Annotated in this window: 15 protein-coding genes; 7 read left to right on the top strand and 8 right to left on the bottom strand. The window is 59.4% G+C overall.

The window, feature by feature from the left end:
- Nucleotides 1-79: 79 nt before the first annotated feature.
- On the bottom strand, nt 80-1,021 hold the full coding sequence (locus tag VE23_RS16045) for a DUF2167 domain-containing protein (protein ID WP_069202615.1): 942 nt from the start codon (nt 1,019-1,021) through the stop codon (nt 80-82).
- Nucleotides 1,022-1,369: 348 nt separating this feature from the next.
- On the opposite strand from VE23_RS16045, the gene VE23_RS16040 reads away from it, so the two are divergent.
- The 3 genes from VE23_RS16040 to VE23_RS16030 all read left to right on the top strand — a co-directional run bounded on the left by VE23_RS16040 (nt 1,370) and on the right by VE23_RS16030 (nt 6,441).
- Nucleotides 1,370-1,942: a GNAT family N-acetyltransferase gene (locus VE23_RS16040; RefSeq protein ID WP_232316976.1), complete on the top strand. Its 573-nt coding sequence runs from the start codon at nt 1,370-1,372 to the stop codon at nt 1,940-1,942.
- A gap of 222 nt (nt 1,943-2,164) precedes the next feature.
- The gene (locus VE23_RS16035) at nt 2,165-5,290 is read left to right on the top strand and encodes a galactose-binding domain-containing protein (protein WP_049868535.1); all 3,126 of its coding nucleotides are present in this window, start codon (nt 2,165-2,167) and stop codon (nt 5,288-5,290) included.
- Between the two features lie 167 nt (nt 5,291-5,457).
- Nucleotides 5,458-6,441 carry an iron-hydroxamate ABC transporter substrate-binding protein gene (locus VE23_RS16030; protein WP_049868534.1) on the top strand — a complete coding sequence of 328 codons (984 nt, stop codon included), beginning with the start codon at nt 5,458-5,460 and terminating at the stop codon, nt 6,439-6,441.
- A gap of 70 nt (nt 6,442-6,511) precedes the next feature.
- Here the strand turns inward: VE23_RS16030 and VE23_RS16025 are convergent, their stop codons facing one another.
- The 4 genes from VE23_RS16025 to VE23_RS16010 form a co-directional block, all read right to left on the bottom strand.
- Nucleotides 6,512-7,429, bottom strand: coding sequence for an aldo/keto reductase (locus VE23_RS16025; protein WP_048747612.1), 918 nt, complete (start codon nt 7,427-7,429; stop codon nt 6,512-6,514).
- Nucleotides 7,430-7,683: 254 nt separating this feature from the next.
- Nucleotides 7,684-9,477 carry a carbon starvation protein CstA gene (gene cstA / locus VE23_RS16020; RefSeq protein ID WP_049868533.1) on the bottom strand — a complete coding sequence of 598 codons (1,794 nt, stop codon included), beginning with the start codon at nt 9,475-9,477 and terminating at the stop codon, nt 7,684-7,686.
- Between the two features lie 326 nt (nt 9,478-9,803).
- Nucleotides 9,804-10,550 carry a LytR/AlgR family response regulator transcription factor gene (locus tag VE23_RS16015; protein WP_049868532.1) on the bottom strand — a complete coding sequence of 249 codons (747 nt, stop codon included), beginning with the start codon at nt 10,548-10,550 and terminating at the stop codon, nt 9,804-9,806.
- Nucleotides 10,525-12,309: a sensor histidine kinase gene (locus VE23_RS16010; RefSeq protein ID WP_127507316.1), complete on the bottom strand. Its 1,785-nt coding sequence runs from the start codon at nt 12,307-12,309 to the stop codon at nt 10,525-10,527. Before VE23_RS16010 ends, VE23_RS16015 begins: the two co-directional genes overlap by 26 nt.
- A gap of 226 nt (nt 12,310-12,535) precedes the next feature.
- On the opposite strand from VE23_RS16010, the gene VE23_RS16005 reads away from it, so the two are divergent.
- From VE23_RS16005 to VE23_RS15995, 3 genes are all read left to right on the top strand, one after another.
- Nucleotides 12,536-13,156, top strand: a complete 621-nt coding sequence (locus VE23_RS16005; protein ID WP_069202486.1) for a bifunctional transcriptional activator/DNA repair enzyme AdaA — start codon at nt 12,536-12,538, stop codon at nt 13,154-13,156.
- A complete protein-coding gene (locus VE23_RS16000) occupies nt 13,149-13,667 on the top strand; it encodes a methylated-DNA--[protein]-cysteine S-methyltransferase (RefSeq protein ID WP_049868531.1) in 519 nt (172 codons plus the stop codon). The genes VE23_RS16005 and VE23_RS16000 overlap by 8 nt, the downstream gene beginning before the upstream one ends.
- A 479-nt stretch (nt 13,668-14,146) precedes the next feature.
- Nucleotides 14,147-14,518 (top strand): hypothetical protein, encoded by a 372-nt coding sequence (locus VE23_RS15995; protein ID WP_049868530.1) that lies wholly within the window; start codon nt 14,147-14,149, stop codon nt 14,516-14,518.
- 142 nt (nt 14,519-14,660) lie between these two features.
- Here VE23_RS15995 and VE23_RS15990 read toward each other — a convergent pair whose 3' ends face one another.
- From VE23_RS15990 to VE23_RS15980, 3 genes are read right to left on the bottom strand one after another with little or no spacing between them, the layout of a single operon-like run.
- Nucleotides 14,661-15,446: an ABC transporter permease subunit gene (locus VE23_RS15990; protein ID WP_049868529.1), complete on the bottom strand. Its 786-nt coding sequence runs from the start codon at nt 15,444-15,446 to the stop codon at nt 14,661-14,663.
- Nucleotides 15,443-16,351 (bottom strand): ABC transporter ATP-binding protein, encoded by a 909-nt coding sequence (locus VE23_RS15985; RefSeq protein WP_021877682.1) that lies wholly within the window; start codon nt 16,349-16,351, stop codon nt 15,443-15,445. The genes VE23_RS15990 and VE23_RS15985 overlap by 4 nt, the downstream gene beginning before the upstream one ends.
- Entirely contained in the window at nt 16,352-16,540 is a 189-nt protein-coding gene (locus VE23_RS15980; protein WP_021877681.1) for a PLD nuclease N-terminal domain-containing protein, read from the bottom strand.
- A 261-nt stretch (nt 16,541-16,801) separates the two neighbouring features.
- Here VE23_RS15980 and VE23_RS15975 point away from each other — a divergent pair, with 261 nt between their 5' ends.
- Nucleotides 16,802-17,728 (top strand): phosphotransferase family protein, encoded by a 927-nt coding sequence (locus VE23_RS15975; protein ID WP_232316975.1) that lies wholly within the window; start codon nt 16,802-16,804, stop codon nt 17,726-17,728.
- The last annotated feature ends 119 nt before the right edge of the window (nt 17,729-17,847 follow it).

Genomic DNA, 17,847 nt, shown 5'->3' with positions numbered 1-17,847 from the left:
GCAGGCTGCAGCAAGCGCCAAAAAAAGAAGCCTTCGAGGGGCTTCCTTTTTTTTTGTCGCTTATATAGGCTCGGCAAGATCAAAGGCTCGGCGTGTCTCTGTTGATGCTTGGATCCGGTCCCGGCTGCGCTTCCGCCAGCCCGGCCTGCTCCGCCGGCCGGTTTTCCTGCTCAACGGTCCTGGCTGCGGCCTGCTGTTTCTTGCCCCGCATCCAGCGCCAGGCTCCCGCGAGCGCGGCGATCAGGATGACGCCGAATTTCTTGATGCCGACCACGAGGAGCGCAAGCAGGCCGACCTTTTTGGCCACCGCGAGGCTTGCGCCGCCGACGACCAGAGCTGCCAGGCCGTAGTTGGATTTTTTGTCCTTCCCCTCCACGTAATCCTCGTAGCGCTTGCCTTCCTGGATCGTGAACACGCTGAGCACCTCCGCCTCCATCTGCTCCCGTGCCGCAGCAAGATGCTCCGGATCGGAAACAAGAACAGCCGAAATATAGCCTTCGCGCGTCAGCAAGCGGACGTTGTCGTTGATGATCGTCTCCTGGTCGTTGTCATGCGCCTTCAGAGTCCAGGTCAGGTTATGCAGCTTCTCGTCGTAATGGGGCTCGTTCTCCCAGCCGTCGACGAACAGCCAATCGGCTTCGCCGCGCTCCTTGTTCGCTTCTTCGGTCCCTTCCTTGTAGCTCTTGAGAAGCTCCTTGGCATCGATGCTGTTCTTGTCCTCATCCGAGATGTGCCCGACATCGTCGTAATCGAAGAAGACGGCCCAGCTGTCGTTATCCGCCGGAAAGACCGAGCCGATCTCGCTGCCGTTCGGAACGCCCCCGTTGCTCTTCTGGAAGGCCCGCGTGTCATCCGCATTCAGCATGACGTATCCGCTGCCAAGCTTCAGCTGAGCAAGGCCGTCTCCGAGCCCGACCTGCTGGCCGCTGCCCTCGATCCAGTTCAGCTCTCCCTCTGCGGAAGCCACTGCCGGCACCGTCAAGGACAAGGCCAGAGCCAAAGGCAACATCCATTTCTTCATGCTTGATGCCTTTCCGTTCATTCCATCTGCACGCCCCTTATTTACTTACCTTGAAACAGTTTAGTAGAACATCAATAAGAATTAAAGGAATATTGGGAAATCAAATCAAAATTTCCAAAATAGAAGGAAAACGTAAATCGACATCGGGATAGTTTTATTCGGAGAATAAGAGGAGACAATAGGAGATTTTCCGTACCCTAACGAATGGCTATATCGAAATAGTTCCTTGCTTTCCTATTTGCTGCCTCGTAAGCTTAGGCTAAAATCCGAAGGGTGCTGACCTGCGTGCCGAATTCCTTTCTCTAGGCTGTTGTGGCATGAATACATCAGACCGGGAGATGAATACAAGTGAATGAAATCTTATGTGCGATGCGCCTGGAAACGGAGCGTCTGATCATCCGTCCCTACAAGGAAAGCGACCTGCTGGAGTCCTACGAGCTGATGCAGGATGCGGAGCTGCTGACGTACATGCATATGGACGTATTGCCCATGGAGCCGTACGAAGAGCTGTTCCAATGGCTGCTGGCCAGTTACGGGGATCGGTTCGAAGGGCCTTTCAAATACTCGTTCCCCATCATCGCCAAGTCGTCCGGCGAAATGGTCGGCTGGTGCGGAATCGGGGAGCTTGATTTCAGCCGCCCGGACAAGGAGCTGTACTGCCTGATCCGCCGCAGCGACTGGGGCCGGGGATATGCGGGCGAAGCGGCTGCCGCGCTGGCGGCCTATGGATTCTACACGATCGGGCTGGACCGGCTGCATGCCAAGGCCGATCCCCGCAACGCCGCGTCGCTCCGGGTGCTCGAGAAGCTCGGCTTCTCCTTCAGCCATATTCTCGAAGGACTGGACGGCGATGACGGGAACTGCAATGGAGAGAGAATGCATGTGCTTTCGAAGGAAAGCTTCCAGGGTCGCCGTCAATAGCCACGCAAGGAGCTCTTCCCTATAGGCGGGAAGGGCTCTTTTGCTTGTTCCGTCCAGACCGTTGTCACAATAATGGCTTTATAGGTCATCAATGTAGTGGCCTGCCTAGGCCCGGCTGGCTACAATGGGGGTGAAAGCGCGCCTGACCGCCATGCATTCCGAACGAGAAGGAGGGCTAAGCAAGTTCCGCTTCAGACTAAATCATACGGAGGTATGAATAACATGAGATCGAATGCAAAAACGGGCAAGTTCCTGGCTCTGTTCCTGGCGTTGTCTTTGATGATTCTGCAAATTCCTTTTGCGCCTGGCGCTTCAGCAGCTCCGCAAATATATGAAGCCGAGTCTGCCGCGCTGGCCGGCGGCGCCGTGAAGGCGACCGATCATACCGGTTATACAGGCACGGGCTTTGTCGGGGGATTGACCGACGCCAATAAAGGCAAAGCTTCCATTACTTTTACTGTAAGCGCTTCATCTGCAGGCAGCTACACGACGGTTCTCCGTTATGCCAACGGCTCCGGCGGCAACCAAACGCTGAGCCTGTATGTAAACGGGTCTAAGATCAAGCAAATCTCGCTTGCCGGGACGGCGGACTGGAATTCTTGGTCGACCCAGACTGAAACCGTCTCGCTGAACTCGGGAAGCAATACGATCGCTTATAAATTCGACGCGGCAGATACGGGCAACGTCAATATCGACAGCATCGCCGTCGATGCTTCCCCGGGCGCCAATCTGGCGCTGAACAAAGCCGCGACGGCCAACAATGCGTTCTCGGGCTTCCCGGCATCCAATGCTACGGACGGCAATGCCTCCAGCTATTATGAAGGAGCGGCGAATTCCTATCCGAACACGTTGACCGTGGATCTGGGCAGCGCGCAAAGCATCGGCAAGGTCGTGCTCAAGCTTCCACCTTCCTGGGGGGCGAGGACCGAGACGCTCTCCGTGCAGGGCAGCTCCGACAACTCCTCCTATGTCACGCTTGCGGCGTCGAAGGCGTATGCCTTCGACCCGTCATCGTCCAACACGGCAACGATCACCTTCACGGCAGTCTCGGCCCGCTATGTGCGGGTGAACGTGACGGCCAATACCGGCTCGACCGGAGGCCAGCTGAGCGAAGTCGAAGTGTACGGATCCGGCTCGGCGACGCCGACGCCAACCGCTACGCCGACAGCGACGCCAACTCCAACGCCAACGCCGACAGCGACGCCGACGCCGACGCCGACACCGGCCGGAACGTATGAAGCCGAAACGGCGACGCTGTCCGGAGGCGCGGCTGTGGCGAGCGACCACACGGGCTACAGCGGCACCGGCTTTGTCGGAGGCTTCACCGATGCCAACAAAGGCAATGCATCGGCAAGGTTCAACGTGAGCGCGGCGACCGCGGGCAATTACACCGTTGCGCTGCGTTACGCCAACGGCTCGACGGCTGTCCAGTCCTTGAGCATCTACGTGAACGGAGCCAAGGCTGCCCAGACCTCCCTTGCCGCGACGGCGAACTGGGACACCTGGGCCTCCAAGACCGATACGGTCGCCTTGAACGCCGGCAGCAATACGATCATGTACAAATACGATGCGACCGATACCGGCAACGTGAACCTGGACAAGATCGACATCGCCTATGTCGTGCCGACGCCGACGCCGGTGCCGACACCGACGCCGTCCCCGGGCTCCTATGGAGCTTCGATGCCGTACGATGCTTATGAAGCGGAAAGCGCGTCCTACACGGGCACGATCGTCGGACCTTCGACTGCCTTCGGCGATCTCGCCTCCGAAGCTTCGGGCAGGAAAGCCGTCAAGCTGACCGCTGCCGGCCAGTACGTGCAGTTCACGCTGAACAAAGCCGCCCAAGGCTTGACGATCCGCTACTCCATCCCGGACAACGCGGCCGGAACGGGCATCGATTCCGCGATCAGCCTTTATGCCGGCGGAACGCTGATCAAGGACGTCGGCCTGACATCCAAGTACAGCTGGATCTATGGAGCCTACGGCACGGAAGGCGGGGAGATCCGCTGGTCCAACAATCCGAATGCGACTCCAAACACCCCGCATCACATGTATGACGAGGTATCCGTCCAGCTGGACAAATCGTATCCGGCCGGCACGGTCATCAAGCTGCAGCGCAACGCCTCCAACCTGAACTTCGCCGCGACGGCGAACGTGACGGTCGACCTGATCGAGACTGAAGCGATTCCGGCCGCCTTGTCGATGCCTGCGGGTTATGTGTCCATCACGAGCTACGGCGCGGCGGCGAACGACGGAGCCGACGATACGACGGCCATCAACAACGCCATCAATGCGGTCAAAAACTCGGGCGGAACCTACAAAGGCGTCTGGATTCCGGCGGGAACCTTCACGCTCAACAACGGGACCAAGGGAGCCGGCTACAACGGAACCGGCACAAGGCTGTACCTGGACAGCGGCGTATCGATGAAGGGCGCCGGCGTCTGGTATTCCACCCTATCCGGCAGCTATGCGGGCATCTACCTGCGGGGCGGCAACGTCGCGCTGTCGGACTTCAGGCTCAGCGCGAACGACTTCATCCGCGACGACTACAACGGCGTGACGGGCGTGGAGGGCAACGGAACGAACTCGACGATCTCCAATCTGTGGATCGAGCATGCCAAGGTCGGAGTCTGGCTGACGAACCAGACCAATGCCGCCACGATCACGAATTCACGAATCCGCCAAGTATGGGCGGACGGCATCAACCTGCATTACGGCACGAGCAATACGACCGTAAGCAACAACTCGATCCGCAATAGCGGCGACGACGGCATGGCGATGTGGTCGGACACCTATCTGGATACGAACAACACGTTCAGCTACAACACGGTCCAGATTCCGACGCTGGCGAACAACATCGCGATCTACGGCGGCAAGGACAACAAGGTCATCGGCAATCTGGTGACGGATACCGTCGTGAACGGCTCCGGCATCTCCTTCGGCACGAACTTCAACCCTCCGTCCATGACGGGCACGCTGACGGTCCAGAACAACATGCTGCTGAGAGCGGGCTCCTACCATAAGGACTACGGCTATCAGATCGGCGCGATCTGGGCTTACTGGGTCGGCAACAGCGGCAAAGCCCAAAACCTGACGGTCACCGTATCGGGCAATACGATTCAGGACAGCGTCTACTCCGGCGTCTTCATCGAAGAGCCGGCTCCGGGCGTATCCGTGACGTACGCTTCCAATACGATTACGAATGCAGGCACTTACGGCTTCTATGTGAGGGGCTCGGCGACCGGCGCGTCCACCTTTACGAACAATACGGTGAACGGAGCTCCTTCCGGCAAGTTCCTCAACACTTCTTCCAGCTTCACGGTATCCGGTTCCGGCAACAACTGGTAAAGATCTACCAAGACCCCTCTCCATTCCGGAGAAGGGGTCTTTTTTTCGGCGGTCGGCAATCGCAACAAGCAGACGTTCCCGATTGACAAGCCTTCTATCTGCCTCTATAGTTTAAAGGGTGATACTGATAATCATTATCAAAAGATTGGACAAAAAGGGGTATTTCAATGAAAAAGTGGATGTTCATATCCGTCCTTCTGCTGCTGACGGTGGCGCTGGCCTCCTGCGGCAGCAAAAATAACGGCAGCAACGGCAATACGGCTGCGAACAGCGGCGGCACGCCTGCTGCCTCCGAAGCTCCCGCCGCGTCTCCGGCTCCATCGCCTGCGTCCGACGAGGCTTCCGGGACAATCACCTACGAGTCCGAGACCGGTCCGGTGGAGGTTCCGGCCAATCCGCAGCGCATCGTCGGCTTGACGAACGCGCCGAACATCCTTGCCATGGACGGCAAGCTGGTGGGCGTCGATGAATGGACGGGGAAAGACCCGCTGTTCAAGGACAAGCTGCAGGGAGTCGCCGTCGTATCCGAGGACAGCCTCGAGCAGATCATCGAGCTGAAGCCGGATCTCATCGTGGCCGGCGCGCAGACGAAAAACATCGACAAGCTCAAGGAAATCGCGCCTACGGTCGTCTACACCTGGGGCAAGCTGGATTACCTGAACCAGCAGCTGGAGATCGGCAAGCTCCTGAACAAGGAGAAGGAAGCCCAGGAGTGGATCGACAGCTTCAAGACGCGCGCCGCCGAGGCCGGCAAGGAAATCAAGGCCAAGATCGGCGGGAACGCGACGGTATCGGTGCTTGAATACGACGCCAAGAGCTTCTATGTCTTCGGCAACAACTGGGCCCGCGGGACGGAGATTCTGTACCAGGCGATGGGACTCGGCATGCCTGAATCGGTCCAGAAAGACGCCCTTGGTCCCGGCTACTATACCCTTTCGAGCGAAAAGGTGCCGGATTATGCGGGCGATTGGATCGTCCTCAGCCAGATGGCTGGAGTCGAAAACCCGATTTTCGAAACCAAGACGTGGAAGAGCATTCCGGCGGTCGAAAAAAACCGGGTCATCACGATCAAGACGGAAGAGTCCAGCTACAGCGATCCGATCACCTTGGATCATCTGCTGGCCATTTTCAAGGAAGGCTTTTTGAAATAAATCTGAACGGATGAAAAAGAGCGAGCCTCCAACCATCGCCGATGGTTGGAGGCTCGCTCTTTGCTTTTTTTTAAGGAAGGATATTGCCTGCTGCGCGGAAGATGGCGTACCATTCCTCGCGCGTGAGAGCGATGTCGGCGGCCTTGACGCAGTCCTGCAGACGCTCGATGTTCATCGTGCCGATGACCGGCTGCATGCGGGCCGGATGGCGCAGAATCCAGGCGACGGCGATCGTCGTGTTGCTGACTCCGTACTTCGCCGCGACCTCGTCGATCTGCTTGTTCAGCTCGGGGAACTTGTCGCTGCCGAGGAAGACGCCTTCGAAGAATCCGTACTGGAACGGCGACCAAGGCTGGATCGTGATGTCATGCAGACGGCAGAAGTCGAGGATGCTGCCGTCGCGGTTCACGGCCGAAGCGTTCTCCATGTTGACGTTGAAGCCCTGGGAGATCATCGTGGCGTTCGTGATGCTCAGCTGCAGCTGGTTGGCTACGATCGGCTGCTTTACATATTTCTGCAGCAGCTGGATCTGCATCGGATTCTGGTTGGAGACGCCGAAGTGGCGGACCTTGCCGGAGCTCTCCAGCAGGTTGAACGCCTCTGCGACCTCCTCCGGCTCGACGAGCGTATCCGGACGGTGGAGCAGCAGCGTGTCCAGGTAATCGGTCTTCAGGCGCTTCAGGATGGCGTCGACGGAATTCAGGATATGCTCCTTGGAGAAGTCGAACATGCCGGGACGGATGCCGCATTTGGACTGCAGGATGAGGTTCTCGCGCACGCTCGGCGTCATATGGACGGCTTCCGCGAAGATTTCCTCGCAGTCGCCTCCGCCGTAAATGTCCGCATGCTCGAAGAAATTGGCGCCGAGCTCAAGCGCCGTCTGGACGAAGCGCTCAGCCTCGGGCTTGTCCAGCGAGTTGATGCGCATGCAGCCGACGGCGACGACGGGAACTTCAAGACCGCTTGTTCCGAGTGGAATCGTTCTCATAGATATAAACCTCCTAAGTGGATGTATGTACGGATAAGGGCTAGCCAAAAATTACGATATGCTTCTATTGTGGCACATGCGGAATCCGCTTTCAACACGTGTTCACGGATAAGGACGAGAGCAAGGTGGATGAGGAGGAAGGCGTCTGCCGGCTTTGCCAATAAGGCGGCCATGAAGCGGCCATGAACAAGGCATCCCAGATGGCTCTGGAATGCCTTGTTTGCGGACCGTTATAGGGAAGATCAAAAGATTAGCTAAGAAGAAAAGGTTTCCAGCCGAGCCCGCGGATGGTTGAACGTCTTGATCCAGTTGCGCACCGCCGTGAACATGATGATGATGCCGAGCACCAGCATGATGATGGACAGCACGGCGTTGAGCACGTTGTAGCCGGATGCGTCCGGGTTCAGGTAGACGTTTTTGACCATCCAGTAGCCCGCGTAGTTGACGGTGGCGAACAGGTAGGCGAGCGGGATGAGGCAGGTGAGCATATACCGCCGCTTGTCGGCCACCCGCAGGATGACCGTCGCTCCGATGATGAGGCCGATGGAGGCCATCAGCTGGTTGGAGACGCCGAACAGCGCCCATACCGAGCCGATGTCGCCCGAGAAGAGCAGATAGCCCCACATGAAGCAGGCGAGCGCGCTGGCGAATATCGTGCCGGGAATCCAGTCGACGCGCTTCAGCGGCTTGTACAGCTCGCCGAAGAAGTCCTGGATCAGATAGCGGGAGACGCGCGTGCCGGCATCGATCGCCGTCAGGATGAACACCGCTTCGAACATGATGACGAATTGGAAGAAATATGGAGCGAGATTCTCGAACCATGGAATCTTTGTGAAGATATACGTCATGCCGACGGCGAGCGTCACCGCGCCGCCTGTGCGGCCTTCCAGATCAAGGCCGATCTCCTGGCTCAATTCCGGCAGATGGACGGTGCTCATGCCCAGCGTCGCGAATACGTCAGGCTTGGAGTTGATGGCGAAATAGTCGCCTGGCTGCAGCGCCGTAGCCGCGATCAGCGCCATGATGGCGACAAGGCATTCGACGAGCATCGCGCCGAACGCGACCGGCTTGATGTCGCTCCAGCGGTTGATCATCTTCGGCGTCGTGCCGGAGCCGATGAACGCATGGAAGCCGGAGATCGCGCCGCAGGCGATCGTAATCGAGATGAACGGCCATACCGGCCCGGCGAGGATCGGTCCGCCGCCGCCGATGAATTCCGTCACGGCAGGGAACTGGATCGCCGGATTGATGATGAAGACGCCGACGATGAGGGCGATGAACACGCCGATCTTCATGAAGCTGCTCAAGTAGTCGCGAGGGGCGAGCAGCAGCCAGACCGGCAGGGCGGCGGCGAAGAAGGCGTAGATCGGCAGGATGACCGAGAGCGTGCTCGTATCGAACGTCAGCCAGTCTCCGACCACGGTGTCCTGGATGGAGGGGCCGGCGAAGACGCCGATCATGAGCAGGATGAAGCCGATCGTGGAGGCGAGCTTCAGGTTGCCGGTCTTCTTGTAGAAGAGGCCGACGCCCATGGCGATCGGGATCGTGATGGCGACGGCGAACGTGCCCCAAGGGTTGTTCTCCAGCGCATGCAGCACGACCATCGACAAGCCGGCCATCGTGATGGTGATGATGAAGAGCATCGCGAGGCCGGTGCAGAAGCCGGCGACCGGTCCGAGCTCCTGCTTGGCGACCTCGGAGAGCGACTGGCCGTTCCGGCGCATCGAGGCGAACAGGACGACGGCGTCATGCACCGCGCCGCCGACGACCGCCCCGATGAGCAGCCACAGCAGGCCCGGCAGGTAGCCGAACTGGGCGGCGAGGATCGGGCCGACGAGCGGTCCGGCCGCGGCGATGGCGGCGAAGTGATGGCCGAAGGCGACCCATTTGTTCGTCGGGACATAATCCTTGCCGTCCTTCAGCGTATGCGCCGGAGTCGGCGTATCGTCGCTCAGCTTCAGCACCTTGCGCGTGAAGAACGTGCCGTATAATCGATAGGCAATCATGAGCATGCATATGGATCCGATTACGATTGAAATCGCATTCATGGTGGTGGCCTCCCAAGACGTTGATATTCTATAGCATAGAAAAAGAAACGTCCTGGAAACCGTTTTCAAGACAAAACGCAGGAAATCGGGGCTGAGGCGCAGAGATCAAGCAGCGAATGGAAGCGGCTTCATCGTGAACGTCGAGGTTCGGAGGCGGAGTGAAGGAAGGGCAGATCTAGGTCCGCGAAAGGAAAGCAAAAGCAGCGGGCTGCGCTAAAGGACGACAAAGCGGAATCCGCAAAGAAAAAAAGCAGCGGGATCCGCAAAAGGAAAGCAACAGCAGGCCGGGCTCCGCTAGAGGAAAAAAACGGGCTCCGCAAGGGAATTCAAAGCCCGATCAGCTGCTTCAGCTCCTTCAGATACGTCCGGCTGACGGGCACTTTGGCTCCGTTTCTCATGATCAGCGTGCAGGTCGAGTGGAACCAGGGCTGGATCTCCTCGATCTCGTCCACATTGGCCAGATAGGCGCGGTGTACGCGCATGATCGGCGTTCCCTGCAGCTTCTGCTCGAAGGTGACGAGCGGCTCGCCGACCTTGTACGTCTGCTCTGCGGTCACCACCAGCGTTTTTCCTTCTTCCGCCGTGATATAGAGGATTTTGCCGACGTTCACCAGCAGGATGCGCTCCTCGACCGTGATCGCCAGCTTGCCGGTCCGCTCCGGAGCGGAAGGAGGCCGCAGCGGAGCGGGAGCCGGACTACTGGGGCGGCTTTCCCGCAGCGCGGCGATCTTCTCCACCGCCTTGCGGATCCGTTCTTCATCGTACGGCTTCAGGATGTAGTCGGCGGCGTTGAGCTCGAAGGCGCGCAGCGCATGCTCGTCGTAAGCGGTGGCGAACACGATCTCCGGACGGGCGTCCAAAATCTGCAGCTGCTGCGCGATTTCAAGCCCGCTCTCCTCGGCTAGCTGGATATCGAGAAAGACGGCATCGGGCTCTGTCTTTCGTATGCCCTGGAGCGCTTCCTCCAGCGATTCCGCTTCCCCGACCACATCCACGCGATTGGTGCGGTGCAAAATATAGGCCAGCTCGTCGCGGGCGAGCGGCTCGTCATCCACGATAAATGCTTTCAGCATCCTGTTCCCCTCCATCATGATGGCTGAGCGGCACGGCAATTCTGATTCTGGCGCCGCCGCTGCCGCTTGCGATCTCGAAGCTTGCGGCTCCCTGGTAGATTTCTTCGATGCGTTTCTTGATATTGTGCAGCGCTGTTCCTGTGCCCGAAGCGGACTTGACCTTCTGCCTGCCGACCGTCGCGAGAAGCTCCTCGGCGAAGCCGATGCCGTCATCCTCCGCGACCAGCACCATCCGTTCCGCCTCCCGGAACGCGGTGATCGTCACATGTCCGACCCGTTTCCCCTTCAGCGGTCCGAACGCATGCCGGACAGCGTTCTCCACGAGCGGCTGCAAGGTGAACGGAGGGAGGAGCACCTCTTCAAGCGCAGGGTCGATGTCCAGCTCGACCGTGTATTTGCCCGGAAAACGGGCCTTCTCCAGCGTCAGGTAGGCTTCGACATGCTCCAGCTCCTTGCGCAGCGGGATGAGCATCTGCCGCGCGCCCTGCAGGTTGCTGCGGAAAAAGACCCCAAGCTGCAGCAGCAGCTTGCGCGCGGTCTCCGGATCGGTGCGGCACAGGGCCGAGATCGTGTTGATCGCATTGAACAGGAAATGAGGATGCACCTGCGCCTGCAGCGCCTTGATCTCCGCATCCTTCAGCAGGCGGCTCTGCTGCTCGGCCTCCGCCAGCTCCAGCTGCGTGGAGAACAGCTTGCCGAGGCCTTCGGCGAGCTCCTGCTCGACCCGGTCCATTTGGAGCGGATTCGTGAAATAAAGCTTGAGCGTGCCGACGGTACGCTGATGCACCTGGAGAGGGAGCACGATAGCCGCCTGCAGCGGACAGCCTTCATGGTTGCACTGGATCGCCTCCCGCGTCTTGGCTTTCAGCAGCCGTCCGTGCTCCAGCACGTTGCGGGTGAGCTGCGTCGACAGGCTCTGCATCGGGATATGATGGTCCGAGCCGATCCCTACATGAGCCAGCACCTGCTGCCGGTTGGTGATCGAGATCGCGTCGGCGTGGGTCGTCCGCAGCAGTATTTCCGCCACTTCGCGGCAGGAGTACTCGCTCAGTCCTTGTCGGAAGAACGGCAGCGTCTGGTCGGCGATATGCAGCGCCTTGTGCGTCTGGAGCGCGCGGGTGCGCTCTTCCTCCTGCACGATCGATTGCACGAACAGCATGAACAGCAGCGTGCCGAACCCGTTGATGACGATCATCGGGATGCCGATGACCCGCACGAGCTCCAGAGCGGGCTCGAACGGGCGGGCGGCGAGCAGGATGATGCCCATCTGCGCGCATTCCATGACGATGCCGATGGCGACGGCGCGCCAGGTCATGCTTTTGCCCTTGCGGCGCATCCGGGCTCCGAGCAGGCCGGTGATCAAGCCGGCCATGATCGTGGAGACGCCGCAGGCGACCGCCGTGAAGCCGCCCAGCGTAATGCGGTGCACGCCGGCGATCAGCCCGGTCCCGAAGCCTACGAGCGGGCCGCCGAGCAGGCCGCCGAGCACGACGCCGAGCACGCGCGTATTGGCGAGGGCGCTTTCATAATCGACATTGGCCTGCCAAGCCTGCGAGGCGATGGCGCCGTGGCTGATTTTGATTCCCGTATAGTTGCTGATGATGCCGAATGCGCCGAAGATGGCGATCAGCAGCAGCTTTTCCTTAAGCCGATGCTCATGGTGGATGATCTGGCGGAACGACTTCATCCTGGAGAGCAGAAAGACGACGATGAGCAGAATGCCGACCCTCTCGAGCATAAGCGGCAGCAAATGGATCACGAAGGGTTCACCTGCTTCCATGGGTTTGAGCCTGATTATACCTTAAAAATGCTTTCGGTACGGCGGAAGGCGCGGAGATGCCGATTCTAAAAGCAAGAATGAGGATGAATCGGAGCGCTATCTGGGCTAGACTAACGTTACGAGACCTCCTCCAGCCGGCTGCAGGATGCCGATCCGGAGGAGAGAAACAATCCGGAAGAAACCGGCAAGGAAAGGAGGCGGCGCGATGGAGACCATGGGTTTCGAGGAAATGTGGGAAAAAATCATTGCCTGCGACAAAACATATGACGGCCTGTTCTACACCGCCGTGAAAACGACGAAAATCTACTGCCGTCCGTCCTGCCGCTCCAGAAAGCCGAAGAAGGAAAATGTCCGCTTTTACGCGCATAGGGAGGAAGCTCAGGCAGCCGGATTCCGTGCCTGCAAGCGATGCCGGCCCGAAGCGGAACGGACTCCCCATGCCGCCCTGATCCGGAGCGTATCGGCCTTTCTGCTCCGGGAGCACAAGCAGGCTCTGTCGCTGCGGGGCATTTCTGCATTTGCCGGTGTAAGCCCGTACCATCTGGAGCGGCTGTTCAAGCAGGAGACGTCGGAGACGCCGCGGTCGTTTCTGGAGAAAATAAGGGTGGACAAAGCGGCCCGCCTCCTGCGCACGACAGACCGGGGCAGCCTGGACATCTGCTACGAGTCCGGGTTCCGAAGCCCGTCCCATTTCTACAAGGCGTTCCGGCGCCTGACGGCTTGCACGCCGAGCCAATACCGCCGCCGCTCGGCCGATTCCGGAGATGCCGCCGCCTGCGGAACCGATCCGGCCCATCTCCCTAAGGAGGTCGTTGTCCGTGAATAAGCCGCATCGAGTCGACCTGGACACCCCGATCGGGGTGCTTATGATCGTCGGCACGGACGAAGGCGTCCAGTCCATCCTGTTCTCGGATGAAGATCAGGTCCCGGAGCCGATCCGGCCCGACACTCCGCGGGCCTTGATAGACTGCCGGCTGCAAATGGAGGAATATTTCCGCGGCGAGCGCCGGCGCTTCACGTTCCCATGCGCCGCTCAGGGAACCGACTTCCAGAAGAACGTATGGCAAGCCTTGACCGATGTGCCTTACGCGCACACCGTCTCCTACAAGGACATCGCCGTTGCGATCGGCAACGAAAAGGCGATCCGGGCCGTCGGCAGCGCCAACGGGAAGAACAGGCTGAGCATCGTCGTCCCCTGCCACCGGATTATCGGCTCCAGCGGCGCCTTGACCGGTTATGCGGGCGGGCTTTGGAGAAAGGAATGGCTGCTCCGCCACGAAAAGGCGATTGATTCCGCGGAGTCCGGGCATGTATGCAAAAAAGAATCCCTTCAATGACTTTGAACGATCTCGATGAGGCAGGACGCCGCTGCTGTGCCTCCCGACATAAGGGCCAATCGGCATGAGAGCCTCCTCGTCCGCTCTTTTTCGCGGAACTGGCTCAGGCTTCAATCCGTGCTAGCCTCTACGACGCGAAGGGGAGCGGAACAAATGGCGCACGAACCTGTTGATCCGGAAAAAACCGGGCCCAAGAAGAAAAATGGAGGCTCCATCGGCCTCTGAATTGCGGTCGGCATCGCCATCGGGGCTTAGCTCGGCCAGGCGATGGACAATATCGGGGCAGGATTGCCATTGGAGTCGGGATAGGAGCGGCACTCGCAATCGCCGTGAAGGAGAACAAATAAGCCGGCAGGGGATGAGATTGAATGGGTAGACATTCGGCGTTTTGGGTTGTTCTCGTGATTGTGTTGACGGCTTGTTCGGCGGAATCGGGCGAGGGGAAGCCTGCGGACAGCGCGCCGGGAGGGAAACTGAGCTTGATCAATGTGTCTCTCTACCGCAGCGATTCCGCAAAAGCGCAGCCCGAATTGATTCTTGTTCAGAGCGATCCGGACAAATTGGCTGCAGCCGGGAAGTGGATTCGATCCGGCGAATCCAGAGCGTTGCCGCCTGCCGAATCTATCTCTAAGATCTATGGTCTTCAATTCCAGTACCCGACCAAAACGTCGACAGAAAGTGTCGATTACATCCTTCTAACGGACGATAAAAGCAGCTATTATCTGAAGCAGGTTGAGCCTCGGCAGATTGCGGACCTGGACTCCTTTGATTCCGAAGATAAGGAATCCATTCTGGAAAAAGCCGGGAAGGAAGGCTGGTTTTCGGTTTCTTCTCCCGAGTTCTTCAATTGATGGAAAAAGGATCAAACGTACGACCCGTTTTTTTGAAAGCAAACCGAAAAAACACGCAGACGGCGCTTGGCCGATGCGTGTTTTTCATTCGTGCAGCCATCGTCTCTGACATTCTCATTTTCGAAACAGGCGTCCTCTTTGCTCATTTTGTCCCCGTGTTCCCGGCCTTCCGCTTCGAGAGCAGCGAGGAACAGAAAATCAGGGCGGCCGTCAAAAGCAGCGCCGCCGCAATCGGCAGCCAGGCGCCTGAAGCCATGCTCCCGGTTGACAGCAGCGTGCCCGCTTCGCCGGTCAGCCTGCCGGGGCTCCATTTCATGAAGCGCCCAAGCAAGCTGGGCAGCAGCGAGAGCGCGGCCAGCGCCAGCAGCGCGAGGAAGGCGGCTCCGGCCTGCGAGTCCATCGCGCTGCTGAACATGAGGACCGCGGACAAGGCGAACAGCAGCCATAGGGCGTACAGGAGCAGGCTTTGCCCGATGAGATGCGGGGGGACGCTGCCGATAAGGATATCGGTATAGTACCAGGTGGCGAAATAACCGATTCCGAAGGCGGTCAGCGCAAGGGAAGCCATGCTGGCCCATTTGGCCGTCGCCAGCGACAGATGGGATACGGGCTTCACATGAATCATGACCGCCGCGCCGCTCTGTCGCTCGCCGGAGACGATGCCCATGAACGACAGGGCGAGAATCAGCAGCCCGAGCGTGTTGTACTGGGACAGCGTCTTCAGCATGATGTCGGCGGCGGCAGGAACGGGCATGGCCGCGGCGACCTCCTCGGCGATGCCGTTCGCCTCCAGCAGCTGCGGCATATAGGCGGTCGTGACCGGGTTCATGACGCCGAGCAGAATGAAGACGACCGGAATCCACAGCCATTTGTAGCTGCGTTTCATGCCAAGCATCTCCTTGCGGTATAGCACCATCCACTGGCTCATGGCCGCACCGCCTTTACAAATAGATCCTCCAGTGTCGACTGGCCGAACTCCAAGCTCGATATCGATATTGCTCTGTCCACGATTTTTTTCAGGACGGCCGTCTTCGCCGCTTCCGGATTTCCTTTCAAGGCCAGCACCACGCCGAAGGAGCGGCTGTCTGCGTGCCGGACGCAAGGAAGCTCCGCCAGAGCTTCAGTCCACTCCGCGCGAGGCTCCGTGAACCGGACCGTCAGAACCGGCTCCGTATGCTCCCGCATTACTTGGCGAAGCTCGCCGCCCAGCGCGATGCGCCCGTCCCGGATGATGAGGATGTCGTCGCAGACCGCCTCCGCATCGTGAAGGACATGGGTCGAGAACAGGATGGTCGTCTCTTTTTTCAGCTCCAGCAGCAGCTCCAGCACCTCGCGGCGTCCGAGCGGATCCAGCGCCGATACCGGCTCGTCGAGGAGCAGCAGCTTCGGACGGTGAATGATGGCCTGGGCGATGCCCAGGCGCTGCTTCATGCCGCCGGAATACCCTCCGATGCGTCGGTCCGCGGCGTCCGTCAGGCCTACCCGCTCCAGGATGGCAGAGCTTCGATCCGCCGCATCCCGTCTGTCCAGACGGGCCAGGCGGCCCGTGAAGCTCAGGAACTCCCGGCCGCTCATCCAGTTCGGATAAGCCGGATACTGGGGCAGATAGCCGATGATCTCCCGGATATCGCCTCCGCTTTTGCCGTTGAAGCTGATGCTGCCTCCGGATGGCGCAAGCAGGCCGGCGAGCATGAGAAGAGTCGTCGTTTTGCCGGCGCCGTTCGGTCCGAGCAGACCCGCGCAGCGGCCTTCCCCGACGGTGAATGAAAGGTCTCGGACAGCCTCCTTGCTGCCGAACGATTTGGACAGCCGGGAGATTTCAAGATCCGGCATTCAGTCCGACCTCCTTCCGAAGAGAAAATAAGCGACGGTGCCGAGGAGACTGGAGAACAGGATGAGGATTGCCCACATCCACTTGGGACCGTTGGTCCGGCGGACCTTGGAGAGATCAACAAGAGCGGCGGCGACGAGAATGAGCTGCAGGATGGCGAGCGGCAAAACGAGCTTCAGGGTATCGGACATGGTTGCTACCTCCCGTTTAATTGAATGACGTGATGGATAAGTCTCGGCTATGCAGCGAACCGGCAGCCGGATGAAAGGCGGCCTGTTGCGCGCCTCTTCCTTTTGGCCTATCAAAGGGATGTGACGCCGCCGGGCGGCGATTCGTTCAATTCCATATGGAGGAATAGCGGAACGGCTTGCCGGGAACCGGGAGGAAGCAGGCAAGAAAGCCTCGAAATAGAGGGGGAAGACGTGAACTAGAGCCGAAAGGACGGGATGCAAATGAAGCCGATGGACCATCCGCGAGCATGGCGGCGATGGATTCCTCTATTGAGCGGCTGCGGAGAAATCGAACCGATTCTCAAGGGCTACTCGGACGATGCCAAATATTTGGTTTCCGACAGCGAGGGAAAGCCTCGTTACGTCCTCCGTGCTTACGGGATCGAGCAGGCCGGGACGAAGGCCAGGGAATACGGAATTCTGGAGGAGATGAAGGAGCTGGACGTTCTGTGCTCCAGGCCTGTGCAGGCCGGCAGCTTGCCGGATCAAGGACTGGGCTACATGCTCGTCACCTACATCGAGGGGGAAGAGGCGTCGGAGGCGCTGCCTCGTCTGCCGGTCGGGAAGCAGGAGTCGATCGGGCTTCACGCGGGACGGGAGCTGCGCAAGATCCACCGGGCCGGCGTCCCGGCAGACGTGGAGCCTTGGCAGGATCGGATCTTGGCGCGGTACCGGAAATACATGCAGGAATATGAGGCCTGCGGCATCAGGCTGGACCGAGGCGATGAACTGCTGAAATTTCTGCAGGAACATATCGGGCTGACCGAAGGCAGGCCAAGCGTATTCCAGCATCATGACTATCACGTCGGGAACCTGATTGTCCACGATGGGGCTTTGGCCGGAATCATCGACTTCAACCGGTACGGCTGGGGAGATTCCGTTCAGGAATTCGCCAAGGCCGGCTTCTTCAGCGCCGAGACGAGCGTGCCGTTCACGGCCGGCCAGATTCGCGGCTATCATGACGGGGAGCCGGATGACGGCTTCTGGCAGCTGTATGCGTTCTATATCGGCCTGGTCTGCCTTTCTTCCGTTCCTTGGATCGTCCGGGTAAGGCCGGCAGAGACGGCGGACATGCTGAAGCGGATAGGCAAGGTCATCGACGATCACGAGGGCTTCAGCCGGTGCAAGCCTTTGTGGTATCCGGGCTGAGCCGTCCGCAGCCGACGGCTCGCAGTCGCCAAAAAAACATGGCCGCAGTCGGCCATGCTCTCTAACAGGCGGAGACTCCATGCTGTCCGGTTAGGATGTCAGGTAGGCCGCCTTTACAG

It is taken from the genome of Paenibacillus sp. D9, assembly GCF_001188365.1.
GTDB lineage: Bacteria > Bacillota > Bacilli > Paenibacillales > Paenibacillaceae > Paenibacillus_O > Paenibacillus_O humicus.
Note: the sequence above shows the minus strand (reverse complement) of the source record. Positions and strands in the feature narration are given on the sequence as shown.

Excerpts from the sequence above, each read along its gene's own strand:
- VE23_RS16045 (WP_069202615.1), bottom strand. The coding sequence starts at position 1,021 with ATGAAGAAATGGATGTTGCCTTTGGCTCTGGCCTTGTCCTTGACGGTG.
- VE23_RS16035 (WP_049868535.1), top strand. The coding sequence starts at position 2,165 with ATGAGATCGAATGCAAAAACGGGCAAGTTCCTGGCTCTGTTCCTGGCG.
- VE23_RS16030 (WP_049868534.1), top strand. The coding sequence starts at position 5,458 with ATGAAAAAGTGGATGTTCATATCCGTCCTTCTGCTGCTGACGGTGGCG.
- VE23_RS16025 (WP_048747612.1), bottom strand. The coding sequence starts at position 7,429 with ATGAGAACGATTCCACTCGGAACAAGCGGTCTTGAAGTTCCCGTCGTC.
- cstA (WP_049868533.1), bottom strand. The coding sequence starts at position 9,477 with ATGAATGCGATTTCAATCGTAATCGGATCCATATGCATGCTCATGATT.
- VE23_RS16015 (WP_049868532.1), bottom strand. The coding sequence starts at position 10,550 with ATGCTGAAAGCATTTATCGTGGATGACGAGCCGCTCGCCCGCGACGAG.
- VE23_RS16005 (WP_069202486.1), top strand. The coding sequence starts at position 12,536 with ATGGAGACCATGGGTTTCGAGGAAATGTGGGAAAAAATCATTGCCTGC.
- VE23_RS15990 (WP_049868529.1), bottom strand. The coding sequence starts at position 15,446 with ATGAGCCAGTGGATGGTGCTATACCGCAAGGAGATGCTTGGCATGAAA.
- VE23_RS15985 (WP_021877682.1), bottom strand. The coding sequence starts at position 16,351 with ATGCCGGATCTTGAAATCTCCCGGCTGTCCAAATCGTTCGGCAGCAAG.
- VE23_RS15980 (WP_021877681.1), bottom strand. The coding sequence starts at position 16,540 with ATGTCCGATACCCTGAAGCTCGTTTTGCCGCTCGCCATCCTGCAGCTC.
- VE23_RS15975 (WP_232316975.1), top strand. The coding sequence starts at position 16,802 with ATGAAGCCGATGGACCATCCGCGAGCATGGCGGCGATGGATTCCTCTA.